Source organism: Streptomyces sp. NPDC018610 (assembly GCF_044391765.1).
Taxonomy (GTDB): domain Bacteria; phylum Actinomycetota; class Actinomycetes; order Streptomycetales; family Streptomycetaceae; genus Streptomyces.
Map to the genome: position 1 here is coordinate 471,432 of NZ_JBISAL010000002.1, position 16,895 is coordinate 488,326.

14 protein-coding genes are annotated in these 16,895 nt (G+C 72.2%); 5 read left to right on the top strand and 9 right to left on the bottom strand.

Going from position 1 to position 16,895, the window contains the following annotated elements:
• Window positions 1-18 precede the first annotated feature (18 nt).
• Entirely contained in the window at window positions 19-690 is a 672-nt protein-coding gene (locus tag ACH5A8_RS07450) for an ABC transporter ATP-binding protein (protein ID WP_398998967.1), read from the bottom strand.
• Window positions 687-1,721: an ABC transporter permease gene (locus ACH5A8_RS07455; RefSeq protein ID WP_398998969.1), complete on the bottom strand. Its 1,035-nt coding sequence runs from the start codon at window positions 1,719-1,721 to the stop codon at window positions 687-689. Before ACH5A8_RS07455 ends, ACH5A8_RS07450 begins: the two co-directional genes overlap by 4 nt.
• 135 nt (window positions 1,722-1,856) lie before the next feature.
• On the opposite strand from ACH5A8_RS07455, the gene ACH5A8_RS07460 reads away from it, so the two are divergent.
• Window positions 1,857-3,041 (top strand): sensor histidine kinase, encoded by a 1,185-nt coding sequence (locus tag ACH5A8_RS07460; RefSeq protein ID WP_398998971.1) that lies wholly within the window; start codon window positions 1,857-1,859, stop codon window positions 3,039-3,041.
• On the top strand, window positions 3,038-3,721 hold the full coding sequence (locus ACH5A8_RS07465; RefSeq protein ID WP_398998973.1) for a response regulator: 684 nt from the start codon (window positions 3,038-3,040) through the stop codon (window positions 3,719-3,721). Before ACH5A8_RS07460 ends, ACH5A8_RS07465 begins: the two co-directional genes overlap by 4 nt.
• A gap of 74 nt (window positions 3,722-3,795) precedes the next feature.
• Here ACH5A8_RS07465 and ACH5A8_RS07470 read toward each other — a convergent pair whose 3' ends face one another.
• Window positions 3,796-4,110, bottom strand: coding sequence for a DUF5955 family protein (locus ACH5A8_RS07470; protein WP_398998975.1), 315 nt, complete (start codon window positions 4,108-4,110; stop codon window positions 3,796-3,798).
• A gap of 142 nt (window positions 4,111-4,252) precedes the next feature.
• Here ACH5A8_RS07470 and ACH5A8_RS07475 point away from each other — a divergent pair, with 142 nt between their 5' ends.
• Both ACH5A8_RS07475 and aceB read left to right on the top strand, forming a co-directional pair.
• Window positions 4,253-4,852 (top strand): NTP transferase domain-containing protein, encoded by a 600-nt coding sequence (locus ACH5A8_RS07475; RefSeq protein ID WP_398998977.1) that lies wholly within the window; start codon window positions 4,253-4,255, stop codon window positions 4,850-4,852.
• A gap of 184 nt (window positions 4,853-5,036) precedes the next feature.
• Window positions 5,037-6,662: a malate synthase A gene (gene aceB / locus ACH5A8_RS07480; protein ID WP_398998979.1), complete on the top strand. Its 1,626-nt coding sequence runs from the start codon at window positions 5,037-5,039 to the stop codon at window positions 6,660-6,662.
• 67 nt (window positions 6,663-6,729) lie between these two features.
• Here the strand turns inward: aceB and ACH5A8_RS07485 are convergent, their stop codons facing one another.
• From ACH5A8_RS07485 to ACH5A8_RS07500, 4 genes are all read right to left on the bottom strand, one after another.
• Window positions 6,730-7,641, bottom strand: a complete 912-nt coding sequence (locus ACH5A8_RS07485; protein WP_398998981.1) for a HipA family kinase — start codon at window positions 7,639-7,641, stop codon at window positions 6,730-6,732.
• Between the two features lie 97 nt (window positions 7,642-7,738).
• Window positions 7,739-8,470 (bottom strand): hypothetical protein, encoded by a 732-nt coding sequence (locus ACH5A8_RS07490; RefSeq protein WP_398998983.1) that lies wholly within the window; start codon window positions 8,468-8,470, stop codon window positions 7,739-7,741.
• A gap of 86 nt (window positions 8,471-8,556) precedes the next feature.
• The gene (locus tag ACH5A8_RS07495) at window positions 8,557-10,209 is read right to left on the bottom strand and encodes a penicillin-binding transpeptidase domain-containing protein (RefSeq protein ID WP_398998985.1); all 1,653 of its coding nucleotides are present in this window, start codon (window positions 10,207-10,209) and stop codon (window positions 8,557-8,559) included.
• A 391-nt stretch (window positions 10,210-10,600) separates the two neighbouring features.
• Entirely contained in the window at window positions 10,601-12,085 is a 1,485-nt protein-coding gene (locus ACH5A8_RS07500) for a peptidoglycan D,D-transpeptidase FtsI family protein (RefSeq protein WP_398998987.1), read from the bottom strand.
• A gap of 349 nt (window positions 12,086-12,434) precedes the next feature.
• Here ACH5A8_RS07500 and mrdA point away from each other — a divergent pair, with 349 nt between their 5' ends.
• A complete protein-coding gene (mrdA, locus tag ACH5A8_RS07505) occupies window positions 12,435-14,606 on the top strand; it encodes a penicillin-binding protein 2 (protein WP_398998989.1) in 2,172 nt (723 codons plus the stop codon).
• Window position 14,607: 1 nt separating this feature from the next.
• Here the strand turns inward: mrdA and ACH5A8_RS07510 are convergent, their stop codons facing one another.
• Window positions 14,608-15,603 (bottom strand): MBL fold metallo-hydrolase, encoded by a 996-nt coding sequence (locus ACH5A8_RS07510; RefSeq protein WP_398998991.1) that lies wholly within the window; start codon window positions 15,601-15,603, stop codon window positions 14,608-14,610.
• Window positions 15,604-15,854: 251 nt separating this feature from the next.
• Window positions 15,855-16,655 carry a BTAD domain-containing putative transcriptional regulator gene (locus ACH5A8_RS07515; RefSeq protein WP_398998993.1) on the bottom strand — a complete coding sequence of 267 codons (801 nt, stop codon included), beginning with the start codon at window positions 16,653-16,655 and terminating at the stop codon, window positions 15,855-15,857.
• Window positions 16,656-16,895: the final 240 nt, after the last annotated feature.

Consider the following 16,895-nt stretch of genomic DNA (forward strand, 5'->3'; position numbering starts at 1 on the left):
CGGCCGGGCGGCCGTCCCTCAGCCGGTCAGCGCCGTGAGGCGCCCGTCGCGCATCTCGTGCACCGCGTCCGCCTCGTCGAGGTGGGCACGGTCGTGGGTGACGAGGACGGTGGCGGTGCCCCGCTCGCGGGTGAGGCGGGCCAGCAGGCCGAGGACGGCCGCGCCGCGCTCGTGGTCGAGTGCGCTGGTCGGCTCGTCCACCAGGAGCACGGACGGCTCGTTCATCAGCGCGCGGGCGATGTTCACCCGCTGGCGCTGTCCGCCGGAGAGCTGGTGCGGACGCCGGTGCGCCTGATCGGCGAGGCCGACCGCGGCCAGCAGGTCCCGGGCCCGGCCGGCCGCCGTGCGGCGCCCGTCCAGGCGGGCCATCACCTCCAGCTGCTCGGCGGCCGTCAGCGACGGCAGCAGGTTGGGCTGCTGGAAGACGATGCCGACGCTCCGACGCCGCAGCACGGCACGCTCGGCCGCGCTCAGCCGGCCGGTCGGCGTCCCGTCCACGCACACCTGCCCGCTGTCCGGCGCGATCAGGGTGGCCGCGACCGCGAGCAGGCTGGACTTGCCGGAGCCGGACGGCCCGACGACCGCCGTGACGGCGCCCGCGGGCACCTCCAGGCGGACCCGGTCCAGAGCGGTCAGCCTGCCGTCGCCGTCGGGGTAGGTCAGGGTGACGTCCTTCAGGAGCAGACTCATCGCACGCCTCCCAGCGCGGTCAGCGGGTCGACGGCGGTGATCCGCCGGACGGCGAGTCCGGCGCCCAGCATCCCCAGCACGGTCATCACCGTGGCGGGCGCCGCCAGCGTGGACAGGTCGAGCACGAAGGGCACCGAGCCGCCCCGGACCAGCGCGCCGGCCAGGCCCGCCAGCGCCGCCCCGAGGAGCGTCCCGGCGGCCAGCAGCACCACGGCCTGCCCGAGCGCGTCGCGCAGCAGGTACCGGGTGGAGGCGCCGAGCGCCTTGAGCACCGCGATGTCGCCGGACCGCTGGATCGTCCACACCGTGAAGAACGCCCCGACGACCAGCGCGGAGATGACGAACAGGAAGGCCCGCATCAGTCCCAGCGAACCGTTCTCCGCCTGGAAGGAGCCGATGGCGGTGAGCGCGTCGGCCTTGCCGAGGGTCTTCGTCCCGGCGGCCCGGTCGGCGGCCGCGGTGTCGGCGCCGTGCACGCGTAGCGCGATCACCGTGGCCCGGCCGCCGTCCCAGGCGGTCCACACCACCGGCGTATGGCTGTAGGATGCGCTGCCGGACACGGCGGCCACGGTCCATGAGGCGGAGCCGAGGCGGACCCGGTCCCCGGCCCCGACGCCCAGCTCGGACGCCGCTTCGACGGAGAGCACGGCCCGCCCCGGCCCGACGCCCGGCGGCGCGATGCCGGAGACCGGCCGCACGGCGAACACCGACACCGCCGCAGTGCGGTCTCCGGCGGACGAGTCGACCGTGCTGATGGCGACGGGCTCCGCGTACGGGACCCGGGCGGCCCATCGGTCGACGGCGGCGGGGGCGAGCGAGGAGCCGGTGAAGGACACCGACCGGCCGCCCGGCGGCGCGGCGAAGGCGAGATGGTCGGCGGGCAGGCCCTCGACGGCCGAGGTGTTCTCCTCGGCGAGCCCCGCGGTCAGCCCGGACAGCAGCCCCACGAGGAGGGTGATCAGTACGACCACGGTCCCCATCAGGGCGAAGCGCCCCTTGGCGAACCGGAGGTCTCTCCATGCGACGAACATGCCCCCAACCCTGCGCGCGGCCGTCCCCGCCGGGCATCGCGCCCAGGAACGCTTCGCGGTCGCCGATGGGAGCAGGCGGTTCTCGAACTTTCGGTTGACCGGCGTCGCGCGCGGCCCGCTTACCCTGGACCGGTCATGGACCTCCGCCAGCACTCCCCCGTCGTCGTCACCCTGCGCCTGTGCCTGTACGCGCTGTTCGCGGGCCTGCTCGCCCTCGTCGCTGCCCGGGCGCACGGCCCGGCGACGGTGGCGGCCGTGCTCGGCACCGGCGCGGTGTTCGCCGCCGGCGCGCTGAGCCCGGCCGTGCGCCGCTCCCGGCGCGCCTCGGCCGTCTGGCTGGCGGTGCTCAGCGCCTCCTGGCTGGTCCTGCTGGTGTTCTCCCCCGACGCGCTGTGGGCGGCGTTCCCGCTGTACTTCCTCCAGCTGCACCTGCTGCCGGTGCGCTGGGGCCTGCCCGCGGTCGCGGCGACCGCGGCGGCGGCCATCGCCGGTTTCATCGGCCACGGCGAGCGCGTCAACCCGGGGGCCTTCATCGGACCGCTGCTCGGCGCGGCGGTGGCCGTGGCCACGGTGCTCGGCTACGAGGCCCTGTACCGGGAGAGCGAGCGGCGCCGCGAACTGATCGAGGAACTGGTGGCCACCCGTGCCGAGCTGGCCGACGCCGAGCGCGCGGCGGGCACCCTCGCGGAGCGGGAGCGGCTGGCCCGGGAGATCCACGACACCCTCGCCCAGGGGCTGTCCAGCATCCAGCTGCTGCTGCGCGCCGCCCAGCGGACGCTTCCGGACGGCTCCCCGGCCGCCGGGCACGTCGAGCAGGCCCGCGCGACGGCGCAGGACAACCTCGCCGAGGCGCGCCGTTTCGTGCACGCCCTCACCCCACCGGACCTGGAGCGCGGCTCGCTGGCCGGCGCCCTCGCACGGCTGTGCGAGAAGACGGCGGGCCCGCCGGCGGTCCGCTTCTCGGTGAGCGGCGCCCCGGCCGAGCTGCCCACCCCCTACGAGGTGGCGCTGCTGCGGATCGCCCAGTCCGCGCTCGGCAACACGCTGCGGCACGCCCGGGCCGGGCGCGCGGAGATCACCCTGAGCTTCATGGACACGGCGGTGGCCCTCGACGTGGTCGACGACGGGGTCGGTTTCGTGCCCGGCGCCGTGCCGGCCGCCGTGGGCGGGAGCGCGCGGGCGGACGGCGGTTTCGGGCTGCCCGCGATGCGCTCGCGCGCCCAGGCGCTGGGCGGCACGCTCACCGTGGAGTCGTCGCCCGGCCAGGGCACGGCGGTGGCGGTCACCCTGCCCCGCCCGGACCCGAGGAGAGCCGCATGACGTCCGAGGCCGTGCCCGACGACGGCGCCGGAGAGCCGCGTACGACGATCAGGCTGCTGCTGGCCGACGACCATCCCGTGGTCCGCGCGGGCCTGAAGGCGGTGCTGTCGGCCGAGCCCGACTTCGAGATCGCCGGGGAGGCGCCGACGGCGGAGCGCGCCGTGGAGCTGGCCGCCGCGGGCGGCGTCGACGTGGTGCTGATGGATCTCCAGTTCGGCCCGGGAGGGGCGCACGGCGCGGAGGCGACGGCGACGATCACCGCCCGGCCCGGCGCTCCGCGCGTGCTGGTGCTGACGACGTACGACACCGACGCGGACATCCTCGCCGCGGTGGAGGCCGGCGCGGCGGGCTACCTCCTCAAGGACGCCCCGCCGCAGGAGCTGGCCGCGGCGGTGCGCACCGCCGCCTCCGGCCGCTCGGCGCTGGCCCCCGCGGTCGCCCACCGGCTGATGGACCGCATGCGCGCGCCGGCCGCGGCGCTCAGCCGCCGCGAGCTGGAGGTGCTGGAGCTGGTCCGGGACGGTCTGTCCAACCTGGAGATCAGCAAGCGTCTGTTCCTGAGCCAGGCCACGGTGAAGTCCCACCTGGTGCACGTCTACGCCAAGCTGGGCGTGGAGTCGCGTACGGCGGCGGTGGCGGCGGCCACCGAACAAGGGCTCGTACGGCGCCGCAGGCCCTGAGCGCCGGGAGCGGGGCCGGGAGCCGTGCGCCCCGTCACCGCGCCCGGACCGGGACACGCGCCCGTCGGCGGCGCTCAGCGACGCGGCGGCCGGCCGAACAGGTCCACCGCGGCCCGCACCTGCGACAGGCCGGGCCTCAGGGCGCTCACCGAGCCTATCGATCCGGCGATCAGCAGCAGGGAGCGGCGCAGCCGCGGAATCTCGGGGGTGCCGTGGGCGACCATCGCCGCCAGGGCGGCGAGCTCGTCCTCGGCTATGCAGCGGTCGGCGAACTCCGCGGGGTGGGCGGCGAGTTCGCGGCGTAACCGGGACACGGCGGTGCGCAGTTCCGCCACCCGTGGGTCCTCTTCGCCGCCCGCCACCGGCCTTCGCCCCAAGCTCCGCAACACGGCCCTCCCCCTCGCACGTCGTCGTGCGCAGTCCCCGGACGCCGGTAGTAAACGCCACCCGGGGGCGGGCGCGCCACCGTGGGGACCGAAATTCAGCCCTGGGGAACCCTCAGGCCCGCGGGCGGTCGGGTATGCAGGAGCCATGACACGCACAGAGGACGAAGTGGCCGGTCTGGTCCTGGCCGCCGGCGGTGGGCGACGACTCGGCGGGCGGCCCAAGGCGCTGCTCACCCACCGGGGCCGGCCACTGGTGGAACACGCGGCCGGGATCCTGCGGGAGGCGGGCTGCGCCCGCGTCCACGTGGTGCTGGGCGCGCGGGCCGGTGACGTACGGGAGCGGGCGGAGCTGGCGGACTGCGTGCTGGTGGACAACCCCTACTGGGCGCGGGGCATGGGCTCCTCGCTGCGGGCGGGGCTGGACTCGCTGGCCGGTTCGGGGGCGCGGGCGGCGCTGGTCTGTCTGGTGGACCAGCCCGGCATCGGGGCGGCGGCGGTGGGCCGGGTGCGGGCCGCGTTCCGCGACGAGACCTCGCTCGTCTCGGCGACGTACGAGGGGGTGCGCGGGCATCCCGTGCTGTTCGGGGCGGCCCACTGGGCGGGCATCGCGGCGAGTGCGACCGGCGACCGCGGGGCACGCGCGTACCTGAAGGAGCACGCGGAGGCGATCACCCTCGTCGAGTGCGGGGACGTGGCGCGGGCGTACGACATCGACACCGAGTCCGATCTGGCGCACCTTGAGTGAACGGCGTGGCACTGAACGCCACATTGCCTCGACTCAGAGAATCTCGACATCAACAAACCATTGAAGTTCCACGATGAGGAAACTACTATCCACTGATCAGAAGCACCCGGCCGCACAGCGGGTGCGAAATCCCCCGTTCGTCCCCCTTGGCACCCGGTGCCACCGCTGAAGGAAGTGACAGCTCATGTCCGCACCAGCGCCGTCCCCGCTGGCCATCGTCGACGCCGAGCCCCTGCCCCGGCAGGAGGAGGTCCTCTCCGACGCGGCGCTCGCCTTCGTGGCGGAGCTGCACCGGCGGTTCACGCCGCGCCGCGACGAACTCCTCGCCCGCCGTGCGGAGCGCCGCGCCGAGATCGCCCGCACCTCCACCCTCGACTTCCTCCCGGAGACGGCCGCGATCCGCGCGGACGACTCCTGGAAGGTCGCCCCGGCCCCCGCGGCCCTGAACGACCGCCGGGTCGAGATCACCGGTCCCACCGACCGCAAGATGACCATCAACGCGCTCAACTCGGGCGCGAAGGTCTGGCTCGCCGACTTCGAGGACGCCTCCGCGCCCACCTGGGAGAACGTCGTCCTCGGCCAGCTCAACCTGATCGACGCCTACACCCGCCGCATCGACTTCACCGACGCGAGGTCCGGCAAGTCCTACGCCCTGCGCCCGGCCGAGGAGCTCGCCACGGTCGTGATGCGCCCGCGCGGCTGGCACCTGAACGAGCGCCACCTCGTGGACGCCGACGGCAGCCAGGTCCCCGGCGCACTCGTCGACTTCGGCCTGTACTTCTTCCACAACGCCCAGCGGCTGCTGGACCTCGGCAAGGGCCCGTACTTCTACCTGCCGAAGACCGAGTCGCACCTGGAGGCCCGCCTCTGGAACGAGATCTTCGTCTTCGCCCAGGACCACGTCGGCGTTCCGCAGGGCACCGTGCGCGCCACCGTCCTGATCGAGACGATCACCGCCGCGTACGAGATGGAGGAGATCCTCTACGAACTGCGCGACCACGCCTCGGGGTTGAACGCGGGCCGCTGGGACTACCTGTTCTCCATCGTCAAGAACTTCCGTGACGGCGGCGAGAAGTTCGTCCTGCCGGACCGCAACGCGGTCACGATGACGGCCCCGTTCATGCGGGCGTACACCGAACTGCTGGTGCGCACCTGCCACAAGCGCGGCGCGCACGCCATCGGCGGCATGGCGGCGTTCATCCCCTCCCGCCGCGACGCCGAGGTCAACAAGGTGGCCTTCGAGAAGGTCCGCGCGGACAAGGACCGCGAGGCCGGCGACGGTTTCGACGGCTCCTGGGTCGCCCACCCCGACCTGGTGCCGATCGCCATGGAGTCCTTCGACAAGGTGCTCGGCGACCGGCCCAACCAGAAGGACCGGCTGCGGGAGGACGTGGACGTCAAGGCGGCCGACCTGATCGCGATCGACTCGCTCGACGCGAAGCCGACCTACGCCGGCCTGGTCAACGCCGTCCAGGTGGGCATCCGTTACATCGAGGCGTGGCTGCGGGGCCTGGGCGCCGTCGCCATCTTCAACCTGATGGAGGACGCGGCCACCGCCGAGATCTCCCGCTCGCAGATCTGGCAGTGGATCAACGCGGGCGTCCAGTTCGAGAACGGCGAGAAGGCCACGCCGGAGCTGGCCCGCAAGGTCGCCGCCGAGGAACTGGCCAAGATCCGTGCGGAGATCGGCGGGGAGGCCTTCGCCGCGGGCAACTGGCAGCAGGCCCACGACCTGCTGCTCCAGGTCTCCCTGGACGAGGACTACGCCGACTTCCTGACCCTGCCGGCGTACGAGCGGCTCCAGGGCTGACCCACACGTGTGAGCGGTCCCGCGGGAGCCTCTTCCTTCGGGGCCGCTCACACCTGTCCCCCGACGGCTACCGCAGGTGGACCGACCAGTCCTGTTCGGCGGCCGGTTCGCCGTGCAGGTCGGGCACACGTTTGAGCCAGTCGGGCCGGCCCGCGCGGGTCCTCGCGGCGCGCCGGGCCTCCTCGGCGGCCAGTTCGGCGCGGCCCGGGAAGTCGGTGGGCAGCCAGGCCCCGGAGACGGCCACCCGGGCGGCGAGGTAGTCGGCGTAGGCGGCGCGGACCTCCTCGGGGCCCGCGAACCCCGGCTCCCCGCTCAGCCAGGCGTCCGGCACCTCGTCGAGGACCGAACGCAGCAGTCCGGGCGTCACCCGGGGCGCCAGCTCGGCGTCGGCGGCCCGGACGTCCGGCGCGTAGTGCCCGAGGGCATGGTGCCGGAAGTCGTACGCCTTCCCGGGCGCCGAGGTGTCCCAGCGGTGGTGGAAGACGAGGGCGGCGCCGTGGTCGATCAGCCACAGGCGCGGCGGCGCGGTGCCGAACGTCGGCCAGACCATCAGGTTGGAGCTGTGGACGGTGCGGTCCACGTTAGCGGTCAGCGCGTCCAGCCACACGATTCGGCCGGCCTCCAGCGGGTCCACCGGGAAGGTCTTCGCGACCTCGGGGGTGAAGTCCGCCGCGCCCGGCAGGTAGTCCATGCCGAGGTTGACGCCGGGGCTCGCGTTCAGCAGGTCCCGCACCTCCTGGTGCGGTTCGTGCGCGGCGAGCTCCGGGTCGAAGTGGACCAGCACCAGCTCCGGGAACCGCAGCCCCAGGGCGCGCGCCAGCTCGCCCACCACCACCTCGGCGACCAGCGCCTTGTGTCCCTGCGCGGAGCCGGTGAACTTCACGACGTACATGCCGAGGTCATCGGCCTCGACGATCCCGGGGACGGATCCGCCGGAGCGCAGGGGCTCGACATAGCGGGTCGCGGTGACCTCTCTCATCGTCTTCCCCAGCCCTGCCGCTCGCCCGTCTCGTTCTCCCCTCCAGTATGAGGCGGGCCCCGGGGAAGGCGTCCCCTCCCCCCCCGGCGCCGGGGCCTCACCGGTCCGCGGAGACCCTGCCGTCCTTGCTCACCTCGTAGTACTGCGGGGAGGTGAGTTCGAGCGCGAACACCATGCCGTACCGCTCGCGGAGGGCGGCCACGGTCTTCGTCCCGGGCTCCCTCGCGCACCGGTCCATGGGCGGGTCGTCGGCGGGGCACCTCTCCGGTTCCTTGATCATCAGCCCGCTCCGGCGGTCGCGGACGGGGTCCCAGGACAGGGTGTGGTCCGGCACCGACATCTGGGTGATCTCCGGATCACGGCTGCCGCGGTCGCGGTAGTAGGCGACGAAGGCCCCCTGGACGCCGTGGGTGAACGGGACGACGGATCCGGTGCGGTCACCGGCGGAGAGCACGCCGTCGAGCACGGGGACGATCCGGTCGGGGTCGGCGCCGTAGTACGCGGTGACCTTCAGCGCGCACCGGACCTGGTAGGCGTCCTCGCCGTTCGGTTCGATCCACTGTTTCGCCTTCCCCGCAAGACAGGCGTCGCGCACGACGAGCAGGCCGAGGGCGAGGGAGGTCCGGTCGGCGTAGGCGCGCGCCACGTCCCGAAGACGGCTCTCCGTGGCCTGCCGGGCCCGCACCGCCTCGGCGCTCCCGGCGAGCTTCCGGGCCTGTGACGGGCTCGTGGCGCGGTCCGCCGCACCGCAGGAGGACAGGGCCAGGGCGAGCGCGACCGCGAGGGCGGCGGCCGCCGTGCCTCGTGCGCTCGCGCGAGATCGGGTCACGCTCGGTCTCCTTGTCCGTGCCGCGTCGGTGCTGCGTCCGTGCCGTGTCCGTGCTCCGGTGGCGGCCTCAGCCGCCCGGGGCGGCCTCAGCCCAGCAGGTTCTTGAGGAACGCGGCCGCGATGGGGCCGGCGTCGCGGCCGCCGGACCCGCCGTCCTCCAGCAGGACCGACCAGGCGAGGTTGCGGTCGCCCTGGTAGCCGATCATCCAGGCGTGCGTGTGCGGCGGCTTGTCGGTGCCGAACTCCGCCGTGCCCGTCTTCGCGTGCGGCTCGCCGGGGAGGCCCTTCAGGGCGTGGCCGGCCCCGTAGGTGACCGTCGCGCGCATCATCTCCCGCAGACCGGCCACCACCGGGGCGTCCAGACGGGCCTGGGCCCGGTGCTCGTTCTTGACCGCGTCCGGCACCAGGACGGGCTGCTTGAAGGTCCCCGCCTTCACCGTCGCCGCGATCGACGCCATCACCAGCGGCGACGCCTGCACCCTGGCCTGCCCGATCGTCGACGCGGCCTTGTCGTTGTCCCCCGTGGAGACCGGCACACTGCCGTCGTACGTCGAGGCGCCCACGTCCCAGGTGCCGCCGATCCCGAACGCCTCGGCCGTGTCGTGCAGCGCCGAGGAGGACAGCTTGCCGCGGGAGTCGACGAAGAACGTGTTGCACGAGTGGGCGAACGCGTCACGGAACGTGGAACCCGCCGGAAGCGTGAACTGGTCCTGGTTCTCGAACCGCTGACCGTCGACGTAGGCGAACTTCGGGCAGTCCGCCCGGTCCGCAGGCTTCATGCCCTGCTTCAGCAGCGCGGCCGCCGTCACCACCTTGAACGTCGACCCGGGCGGATAACGGCCCTCCAGGGCGCGGTTCATGCCCGACGGTACGTTCGCCGCGGCGAGGATGTGCCCGTCGGACGGATCGATCGCGACGATCGCCGCGTTCTTCTTCACGCCCTTCAGCGCCGCGGCCGCCGCCTCCTGCACCTTCGAGTCGATCGTCGTGCGCACCGGCTTGCCCTGCTCGCCGGACTTGCCGGTCAACTGCTCGACCACATGGCCGTTCTGGCGGTCGACGACGACCACGGCCTTCGCGGCGCCGCCGCCACCCGTCAACTGCTTGTCGTAGCGGGCCTGCAGGCCCGAGGTCCCCTTGCCGGTGGCGTCGTCGACCGTGCCCACCAGGGAGGCGGACTCCAGGTCGTGGCCGTCCTTGTCCAGGATCTGCGCCCGCTCGCCCGACTTCAGCGCCAGGGTCTGCCCCGGAACCATTTGCGGATGCACCACCTGCGTATGGAACTCGACCTTCCACTTGCCGCCGGAGTCGACGACCTCGGCCTTCGAATTCCACGAGTAGTCGCCCACCCCGGGGACGGTCATCTTCACGGTGAACGGAATCTCGACCTCCCTCTCGGATTTCCGCTCCCCGTGCCCGGCCGTGATCTGCGTCTTCGTGGGCTTCAGATTCCCCATCACGGACTTGAGCAGCGACTCCGCGTTCTCCGGGCTGTCCGTCAGCCGGCCCGCTCCCGCGGCGTCGCCCGACTGCCAGGCCGCGAGGAACCCGTCCAGTTGCTTGCCGGCGTTCACGACCTGGGGATCGGTCGAGTCCTTGTCCCCGGCGAGGCTCGAGTAACCCCAGTAGCCGACGGCCGCGGTCACACCCAGCGCGACGGCCACACCGACGGCCACCCGCCCGGTGGAGCGGCGCCTGCGGCTTCGGGGGTGTGAGCCAGGGCTGTAGGAATGTGTCATGGGGCTCAGGCTACACAGCGCCCTTAATTCACCTTCCGCGCACATGCAACGTTCAAGACAACTGTGGCGTGAAACCGCGAGAAGGGAACCGCGGGAGCCATGTCCCGAGACCGCTGGAAGAAAGGACGGAAAGAGAGGACGAAGAGACGGAGAAGACGACGGGGAGAGAAACCGAAGAGGCGTCGCGCCATGGAATCCGGACAATGTCGGCGCCTTCACCGCGACCCGTCGCGGCCCGGCCGGCCGGACGGCCGAAGGCCGGCCCCGCGCCCCCGCGCCCCTTCCGGCGCGATGTGGCCGAATCCTGATGATCTTGGTGGCCGGGCGCCCCCTCGGGCGCCCGGCCACCAGGCTCCGCCCGCGCCGGCCGAGGGGCCGCCGGGCCCGCGGATCACCTGGACAGAACGGCCTTCATCACGTTGCGCGCGATCGGCGCGGCCAGGCCGCCGCCGGAGATGTCCTCGCGCGCGATGTCCATGGCGGTGGGGTCGATGAACACGGCCACCGCCACGGACCGGCCGTCGGGCCGCACGCCGTAGGAGACGAACCAGCCGTAGGGCACCAGCTTGCGCACGTCCACGCCCCGCTGCGCCGTTCCGGTCTTGCCGCCGACGGTGATGCCGTCGATCAGGGCCCGCTTGGCGCTGCCCTCCTTGGCGGTGAACTCCATCATCTCCCGGACCTTGCGGGCCGTCTCGGCGGAGACGGCCTGGCTCATGACCTTGGGCTCGTTCTTCTTCAGGGTGGTCAGGTCCGGCGACTGCACCTGGTCGACGATGTAGGGCTGCATCAGCTTGCCGTCGTTGACGATGGCGGCGGTCACCATGGCCATCTGCAGTGGGGTGCTGGTGAGACTGCCCTGTCCCATGCCGGTCAGCGCGGTGCCGGGCTTGTCCAGATCCCGGGGGTACAGACTCGCCGAGGCCCGCAGGTCGCCGAAGTCGGAGGAGTAGACGTCCTTGTTGAACCCGAACTTCTCCGCCGTCTCGCGCAGCCGGTCCGCCCCGAGCTTGACGGCCGCGTCCAGGAAGACGTTGTTGCAGGAGTACTGCATGGCGGTCTTCAGCGACGCCCGGTCGCACGCGGCGTCCCCGGCCTCACTGCTGATCTTGTTGGTGGACTGCGGCAGGGGGTAGGGCGACACCGCGTCGGAGCGGGCGTCGACGTCCTTCACCACACCGTGCTCCAGCGCCGCGGCCGCGGTCAGGATCTTGAAGGTGGAGCCGGGCGGGAAGGTCTCGCGCAGGGCGCGATTGGCCAGCGGCTTGCCCTTGTCCTCGTCCAGCGCCTTGAACCTGTCGCCTTCCTTCAGCGAGTTGCCGGCGAAGACCGAGGGGTCGTAGGACGGGGTCGAGACGAGTGCCAGGACCTTGCCCGTGCGCGGGTCCAGGGCCACGACGGAGCCGCGGGCGCCGAGCCGGGTGAGCCCGTCGTAGCCGGCCTTCTGCGCCTTGGCGTCGATGGTCGTGAGGACCTCTCCGCCCCGGCGCTTCTCCCCGGTGACGACATCGGTGAAGCGCTGGAACGCGAGCTCGTCGCCCTGGCCGCTGAGCACGCCGTCGTACGTCTTCTCCAGGAAGTTCATGCCCATCGACTGGGAGGCGTAGCCGGTGACCGGCGCGTACATCGGGCCGTTCTTGTACGTGCGCTTGTATTTGAGGTCCGACCCGCCGGTCGCGACCGAGCCGGTGATGGGCGTGCCGCCCACGAGTATGTCGCCGCGCGGCGTGGCGAAGCGGTTGATCAGCACGCGCCGATTGCTGTCGTCGGTGGCGAGGTCGTCGGCCTTCACGTATTGCAGCCAGTTGGCCCGTATCAGCAGTGCGAGCATCAGCAGACCACAGAATATGGCCGTGCGGCGCAGCGGCTTATTCATGGATGCCGCCTGCGGGTTCCGGTGACGTCGCCGGCCGGTGGTGAGCGGGGACGGATGTCCCGGACAACGGCACTAATCGCGCGGGGGGCGACACTGAGGTCGTAGTGCGAGGAACCATGGCGGCCACCCTAACCGAGCGCGCGGAGGCGTCCGAGTTCGCCCGTCGCGCTGTCCAAAAACCTACGGTGGCCCGTTATCGGGTTTCGCCCAGTCGTGTGCGGCTGCGTAAGCTCCGGACGCCGGCGGCCGTATGCCCCCGTGTCACGGAGAACTCCCCGAGCACCGGCGCATCAGCCGTCCAGTGAACGTCGCAAGAGCAAATGAACCTGGCGCAGCGGGGAGACGACGCGTGACCAACATTCCGGAGACGGGCCGGACGCCGCGGGTCCGGACCCGGCTCCTCGTCATACAGATACTGGTCCTCTCCCTTCTCGGCACCCTCGGTGGCCGGCTGTGGTTCCTCCAGATCCGCGAGGGCTCGAAGTACGCCAAGGAGGCGTCCGGCAACCACGTCCAGCAGGTCGTCCAGCCCGCGGTGCGCGGTTCGATCCTGGACGCGCGCGGGGTGCCGCTGGCGGACAACGAGACCCGGCTGACGGTCTCCGCCTCCCGCACCGAGCTGCTCAAGCAGAAGGACGGCGGCAAGGCGGTCCTCACCGCGGTGGCCGGCGTGCTCGGCCTGGACCCGCGCACCGTGACGGACCGGGTCCGGCTGTGTGATGCCCGGACCCCCCGGCCGTGCTGGAACGGCTCGCCGTACCAGCCGATACCGATCAGCGACGGGGCCACACCCCGTCAGGCGCTGCAGATCCGCGAGCGCGCCGAGGACTTCCCCGGCATCACCGCCGAGCCGGAGGCCGTGCGCCGCTATCCGGGGCCCGGCCGGTCCAACACCGCGCAGGTCCTCGGCTATCTCTCGCCGGTCACGGACGAGGAGCTCCAGAAATCCCGGAAGGCGGGCGACGGCGCCTCGCCCTATCTGCGCTCCGACATGGTCGGCCGTTCCGGTCTGGAGCGGCAGTACGACCGGGAGCTGCGCGGCCGGGCGGGTGTGACCCGCTATCCGGTCGACAACCTCGGCCGGGTGATCGGCAAGGCCGAGTCCGTCCCGGCGCGGGCCGGTTCGGACCTGGTCACCAGCATCGACGCCCGCGTGCAGCGCATCGCCGAGGACCAGCTCGACAAGGCGATGAAGGCCGCCCGCACTCAGTGGGACCACAACACCGGCCGGAACTACAAGGCCGACGCGGGCGCGGTCGTGGTGATGGAGGCGAAGACCGGCCGCATCGTCGCGATGGCGTCCGCGCCGACGTACGACCCGAACGCCTGGGTCGGCGGCATCTCCGCCAAGGACTACCAGCGGCTCACCGGCGAGAACTCGGGCTACCCGCTGCTGAACCGGGCCATACAGGGCCTGGCCGCGCCCGGCTCGATCTTCAAGGTCGTGCCGACCACGGCGGCGGTCAACGCGGGCTACCCGTTCGACGGGTCGTACCAGTGCACCAGCTCGTACTCGATCGGCGGCCAGGTCTTCACGAACTTCGAGTCGAAGGGCTACGGCCCGATCTCACTGGGCCGGGCGCTGGAGGTCTCCTGCGACACCGTCTACTACCGCCTGGCGCAGTCGGAGTGGCAGAAGGACGGCGGCATCAGCCCCCGACCGGGACAGCCCAAGGACTACTTCTTCAAGACGGCTCACCAGTTCGGCCTCGGGAAGAAGACCGGTATCGACCTGCCGGGCGAGGTGTCCGGCCGGGTCCCCGACCGCCGGTGGAGGCAGGCGTACTGGGAGGCCAACAAGGACGCCTGGTGCGAGTCCGGCAAGAAGGACGGCAGTTACGTCCAGAAGATCGCGTACGAGAACTGCCGCGAGGGCAACGTGCTGCGCGCCGGCGACCTGGTCAACTATTCCATCGGCCAGGGCGACACCCTCGTCACCCCGGTCCAGATGGCCTCGATCTACGCCGCCATCTCCAACGGCGGCACCCTGTACACGCCCACCGTCGGCAAGGCGATCGTCAGCGCCGACGGCCGGCAGGTCACCGAGATCGAACCCGAGGCGCGCGGCAGGCTGCCCATGACGAAGACGACCCGCGACCAGATCGACCAGGCTCTCGCGGGCGTCGTCACCCGCGGCTCGGCCGCCTGGCGGTTCGGCGGCTGGCCCCAGGACAGGATCCCGCTGCACGCCAAGACCGGTACCGCGGAGGTCTACGGCAAGCAGACCACGTCCTGGTTCGCCACGTACTCCAAGGACTACGCGGTCGTCATGACGATCTCGCAGGGCGGTACGGGTTCGGGCGCCTCCGCCCCCGCCGTGCGGGCCATCTACAACGCCCTGTACGGCGTCTCCGCCGACGGCGCGATCGACAAGAAGAAGGCCCTGCTGTACACGCCCCAGAAGGGCCTGCCGAAGATCGGCCCGGACCGAGCGGCCACCGCGGGCGGCGGCGCCGCGGGCAGCGCCGCCGCGCCGGGCGGGGACTTCGGGACCGCCGCGGTGACGCGCAGGCGCCGCTGACTCAGGACAGCACCTCCGTCACCGGCACCAGGCTCAGGTGACGGGGGTCGATGACGCGTGAGGCGGGGGCCGCCTTCGCCAGTTCCTCGGCCGCCGCGGCGCGTACGGTCCCCGCGAGCGCCTGGGGCGCCGTCATGAGCGAGGTGCGCATGTCGTCGTGGTGACACGGCAGCAGCAGCGGCGGGTGCCCGGTGGCGTCGAGGAGACGTTCGACGTAGCGGTGCACGGCCGTGTGCGAGCTCATCGCGACGGCCGCGACGTCCGGCCGGATCCCGGCGAGTTCCCGTTCGACGAAGTTGCTGGCGCCCGTCAGCAGGATCCTCGGGCCGCCGTCGACGGACACCTGGTAGGCGAGGGTGTCGCCCTCCACCAGATCGCCGAGCACGGCCGGGCGCCGCCCGGGGGCGGACCGGTGGCCCGCGGCGAAGGTGCGGTGGTCGGGCTGCCGGCTGTGCAGGCTGCGGAACACCTCCACCGTGTAGCCCTTGAACTGGAGGTACTCGCCGCCCTTGACCTCGATGACGTCCTCGACGGACTGCCGGGGCGCCCCCATGGCGGCGAGCAGGTTGCGCACCGTCTCGTCGCACACCGTCTTGATGCGGGCCTCGCGCCAGGCCGGCCGGCTCAGCAGCTGCGGCACGTCCGCCAGATGGTCGAAGTGGCCGTGGCTGACGAGGATCAGCTCGGGCGGCCCGGTGAGGTGTCGCGCGGCCACCTGCTCGACCGCGGCCGGGTCCGGCCTGAACGGCAGTGCGGAGTCGACGCTGCCGTCGTGGGCCGTGCAGGGCATACGGCTCAGGTAGGGGTCGAAGAGGATGCTGCGGCGGCCGTCGATGACGATCTCCCAGCCGGCGACGCCCAGCCAGCGCAGTTCGACCTGGGTGGAGAAGGGGCCTGTCCGCCGTGCCGTGGGGGCCATGCCGACCAGCGTGGCGCCGGCCGTGGCCGCGCCCGACGCCGCCAGGGCTCCCTTGAGGACCGTACGCCGCCCAGCCATGTTCCGCCCGCGCTTTCTCGATCACGTGAAGTGAGGCAGACGTTACAACAGGTGACGGGATGTGCGACGTTTTTCGGTCGTTGCGGGAGTTTCCTCCGTTTCGTTCTCCTGTGCGGTCCTCGGACGGAAAAGGGAAAGGCGGGCCGGCGCGCTGGAGGACAGCGCGCCGGCCCGCCGACGTACGACCGTTGTTCAGGCTCGGTCCGGCTCAGGGTCGTCCGCTCGGACCGGGCCGGGCGGAAGGCCCCGGGTCAGCCGCAGCCGGCCAGCGGAGCGCCCACGCTGAGCAGCGCCTCGTCCTGGCGCAGGACGGCCTGCATCATCTCCCTCAGTTTGACGCCGGGGTTGATCCCGATCTGTTCGCGCAGGATCTCCTTGGCCCGGTGGAAGACCTGGATGGCGTCGGCCTGGCGGCCCTCGGCGTAGTAGGCCTTCATGAGCCCGACGTACAGGTCCTCGCGCAGCGGGTCGCGGTCCACCAGTTCCAGCAGCTGGGAGATGGCCTGGTGGTGGCGCCCGAGGCCGACGTCGATCAGCGCGCGCAGTTCGACGGCCGCGGTGCGCTCCTCCTGGAGGTTCTCCCCCTTGCGGCGCAGCCGGCTGGAGGTGACGTCGGCGAGCGCCGCGCCCGACCACAGGGCCAGTGCCTCGTCGAGCCGTTCGGAGGCCTGCTCGTGCCGTCCCCGCGCGTAGAGTTCGCGGACACGGCGCACGGTGTTGCGGAAGACGAAGAGGTCGATGCGCTCGGTGGACACCCGCAGCTCGTAGCCGCGGTCGTGGGAGCCGAGGGCGTCACGGCCGAGTCCCGCCTCTTCCAGGGCGGTGCGGATCATCCAGGCCGAGGTCTGCAGTTGGCCCGAGACGGTGAGCGGCGGCTCGCCGTCCCAGGAGTCTTCGATGATGTCGTCCTTGGAGGTGACCTGCCCCGGCTTCAACGCCAGGGAGGCCAGGAAACGACGCTGGCGTTGTCCGCGCACGGATACGGGATCACCGTCCCGCAGCAGAGTCACCGGGCCGAGAAGCCGTATCGTCAGATCGCTTCTAGCGCTCATGACCGTTCTCCCCTTATTCTGCTCCGAATCAAGCCCATCATCCCAAGCACGGCACCGTGGTGCCGGTGTGCCCGTGTGACTGCCCCGCCCGTGACCGGTCGGCCTGGGGTCGGTGTGGCAGGACGAAATACCAAGGGGAATTTAAGGTCGAGGTGCCGCCTCACAGTGGCGTTCGTGACGCCGCCGGCTGCTCTCCCCGCACCGATTTCCCGACTTCTGCCGAAGGCGGGTTCGTGCCTT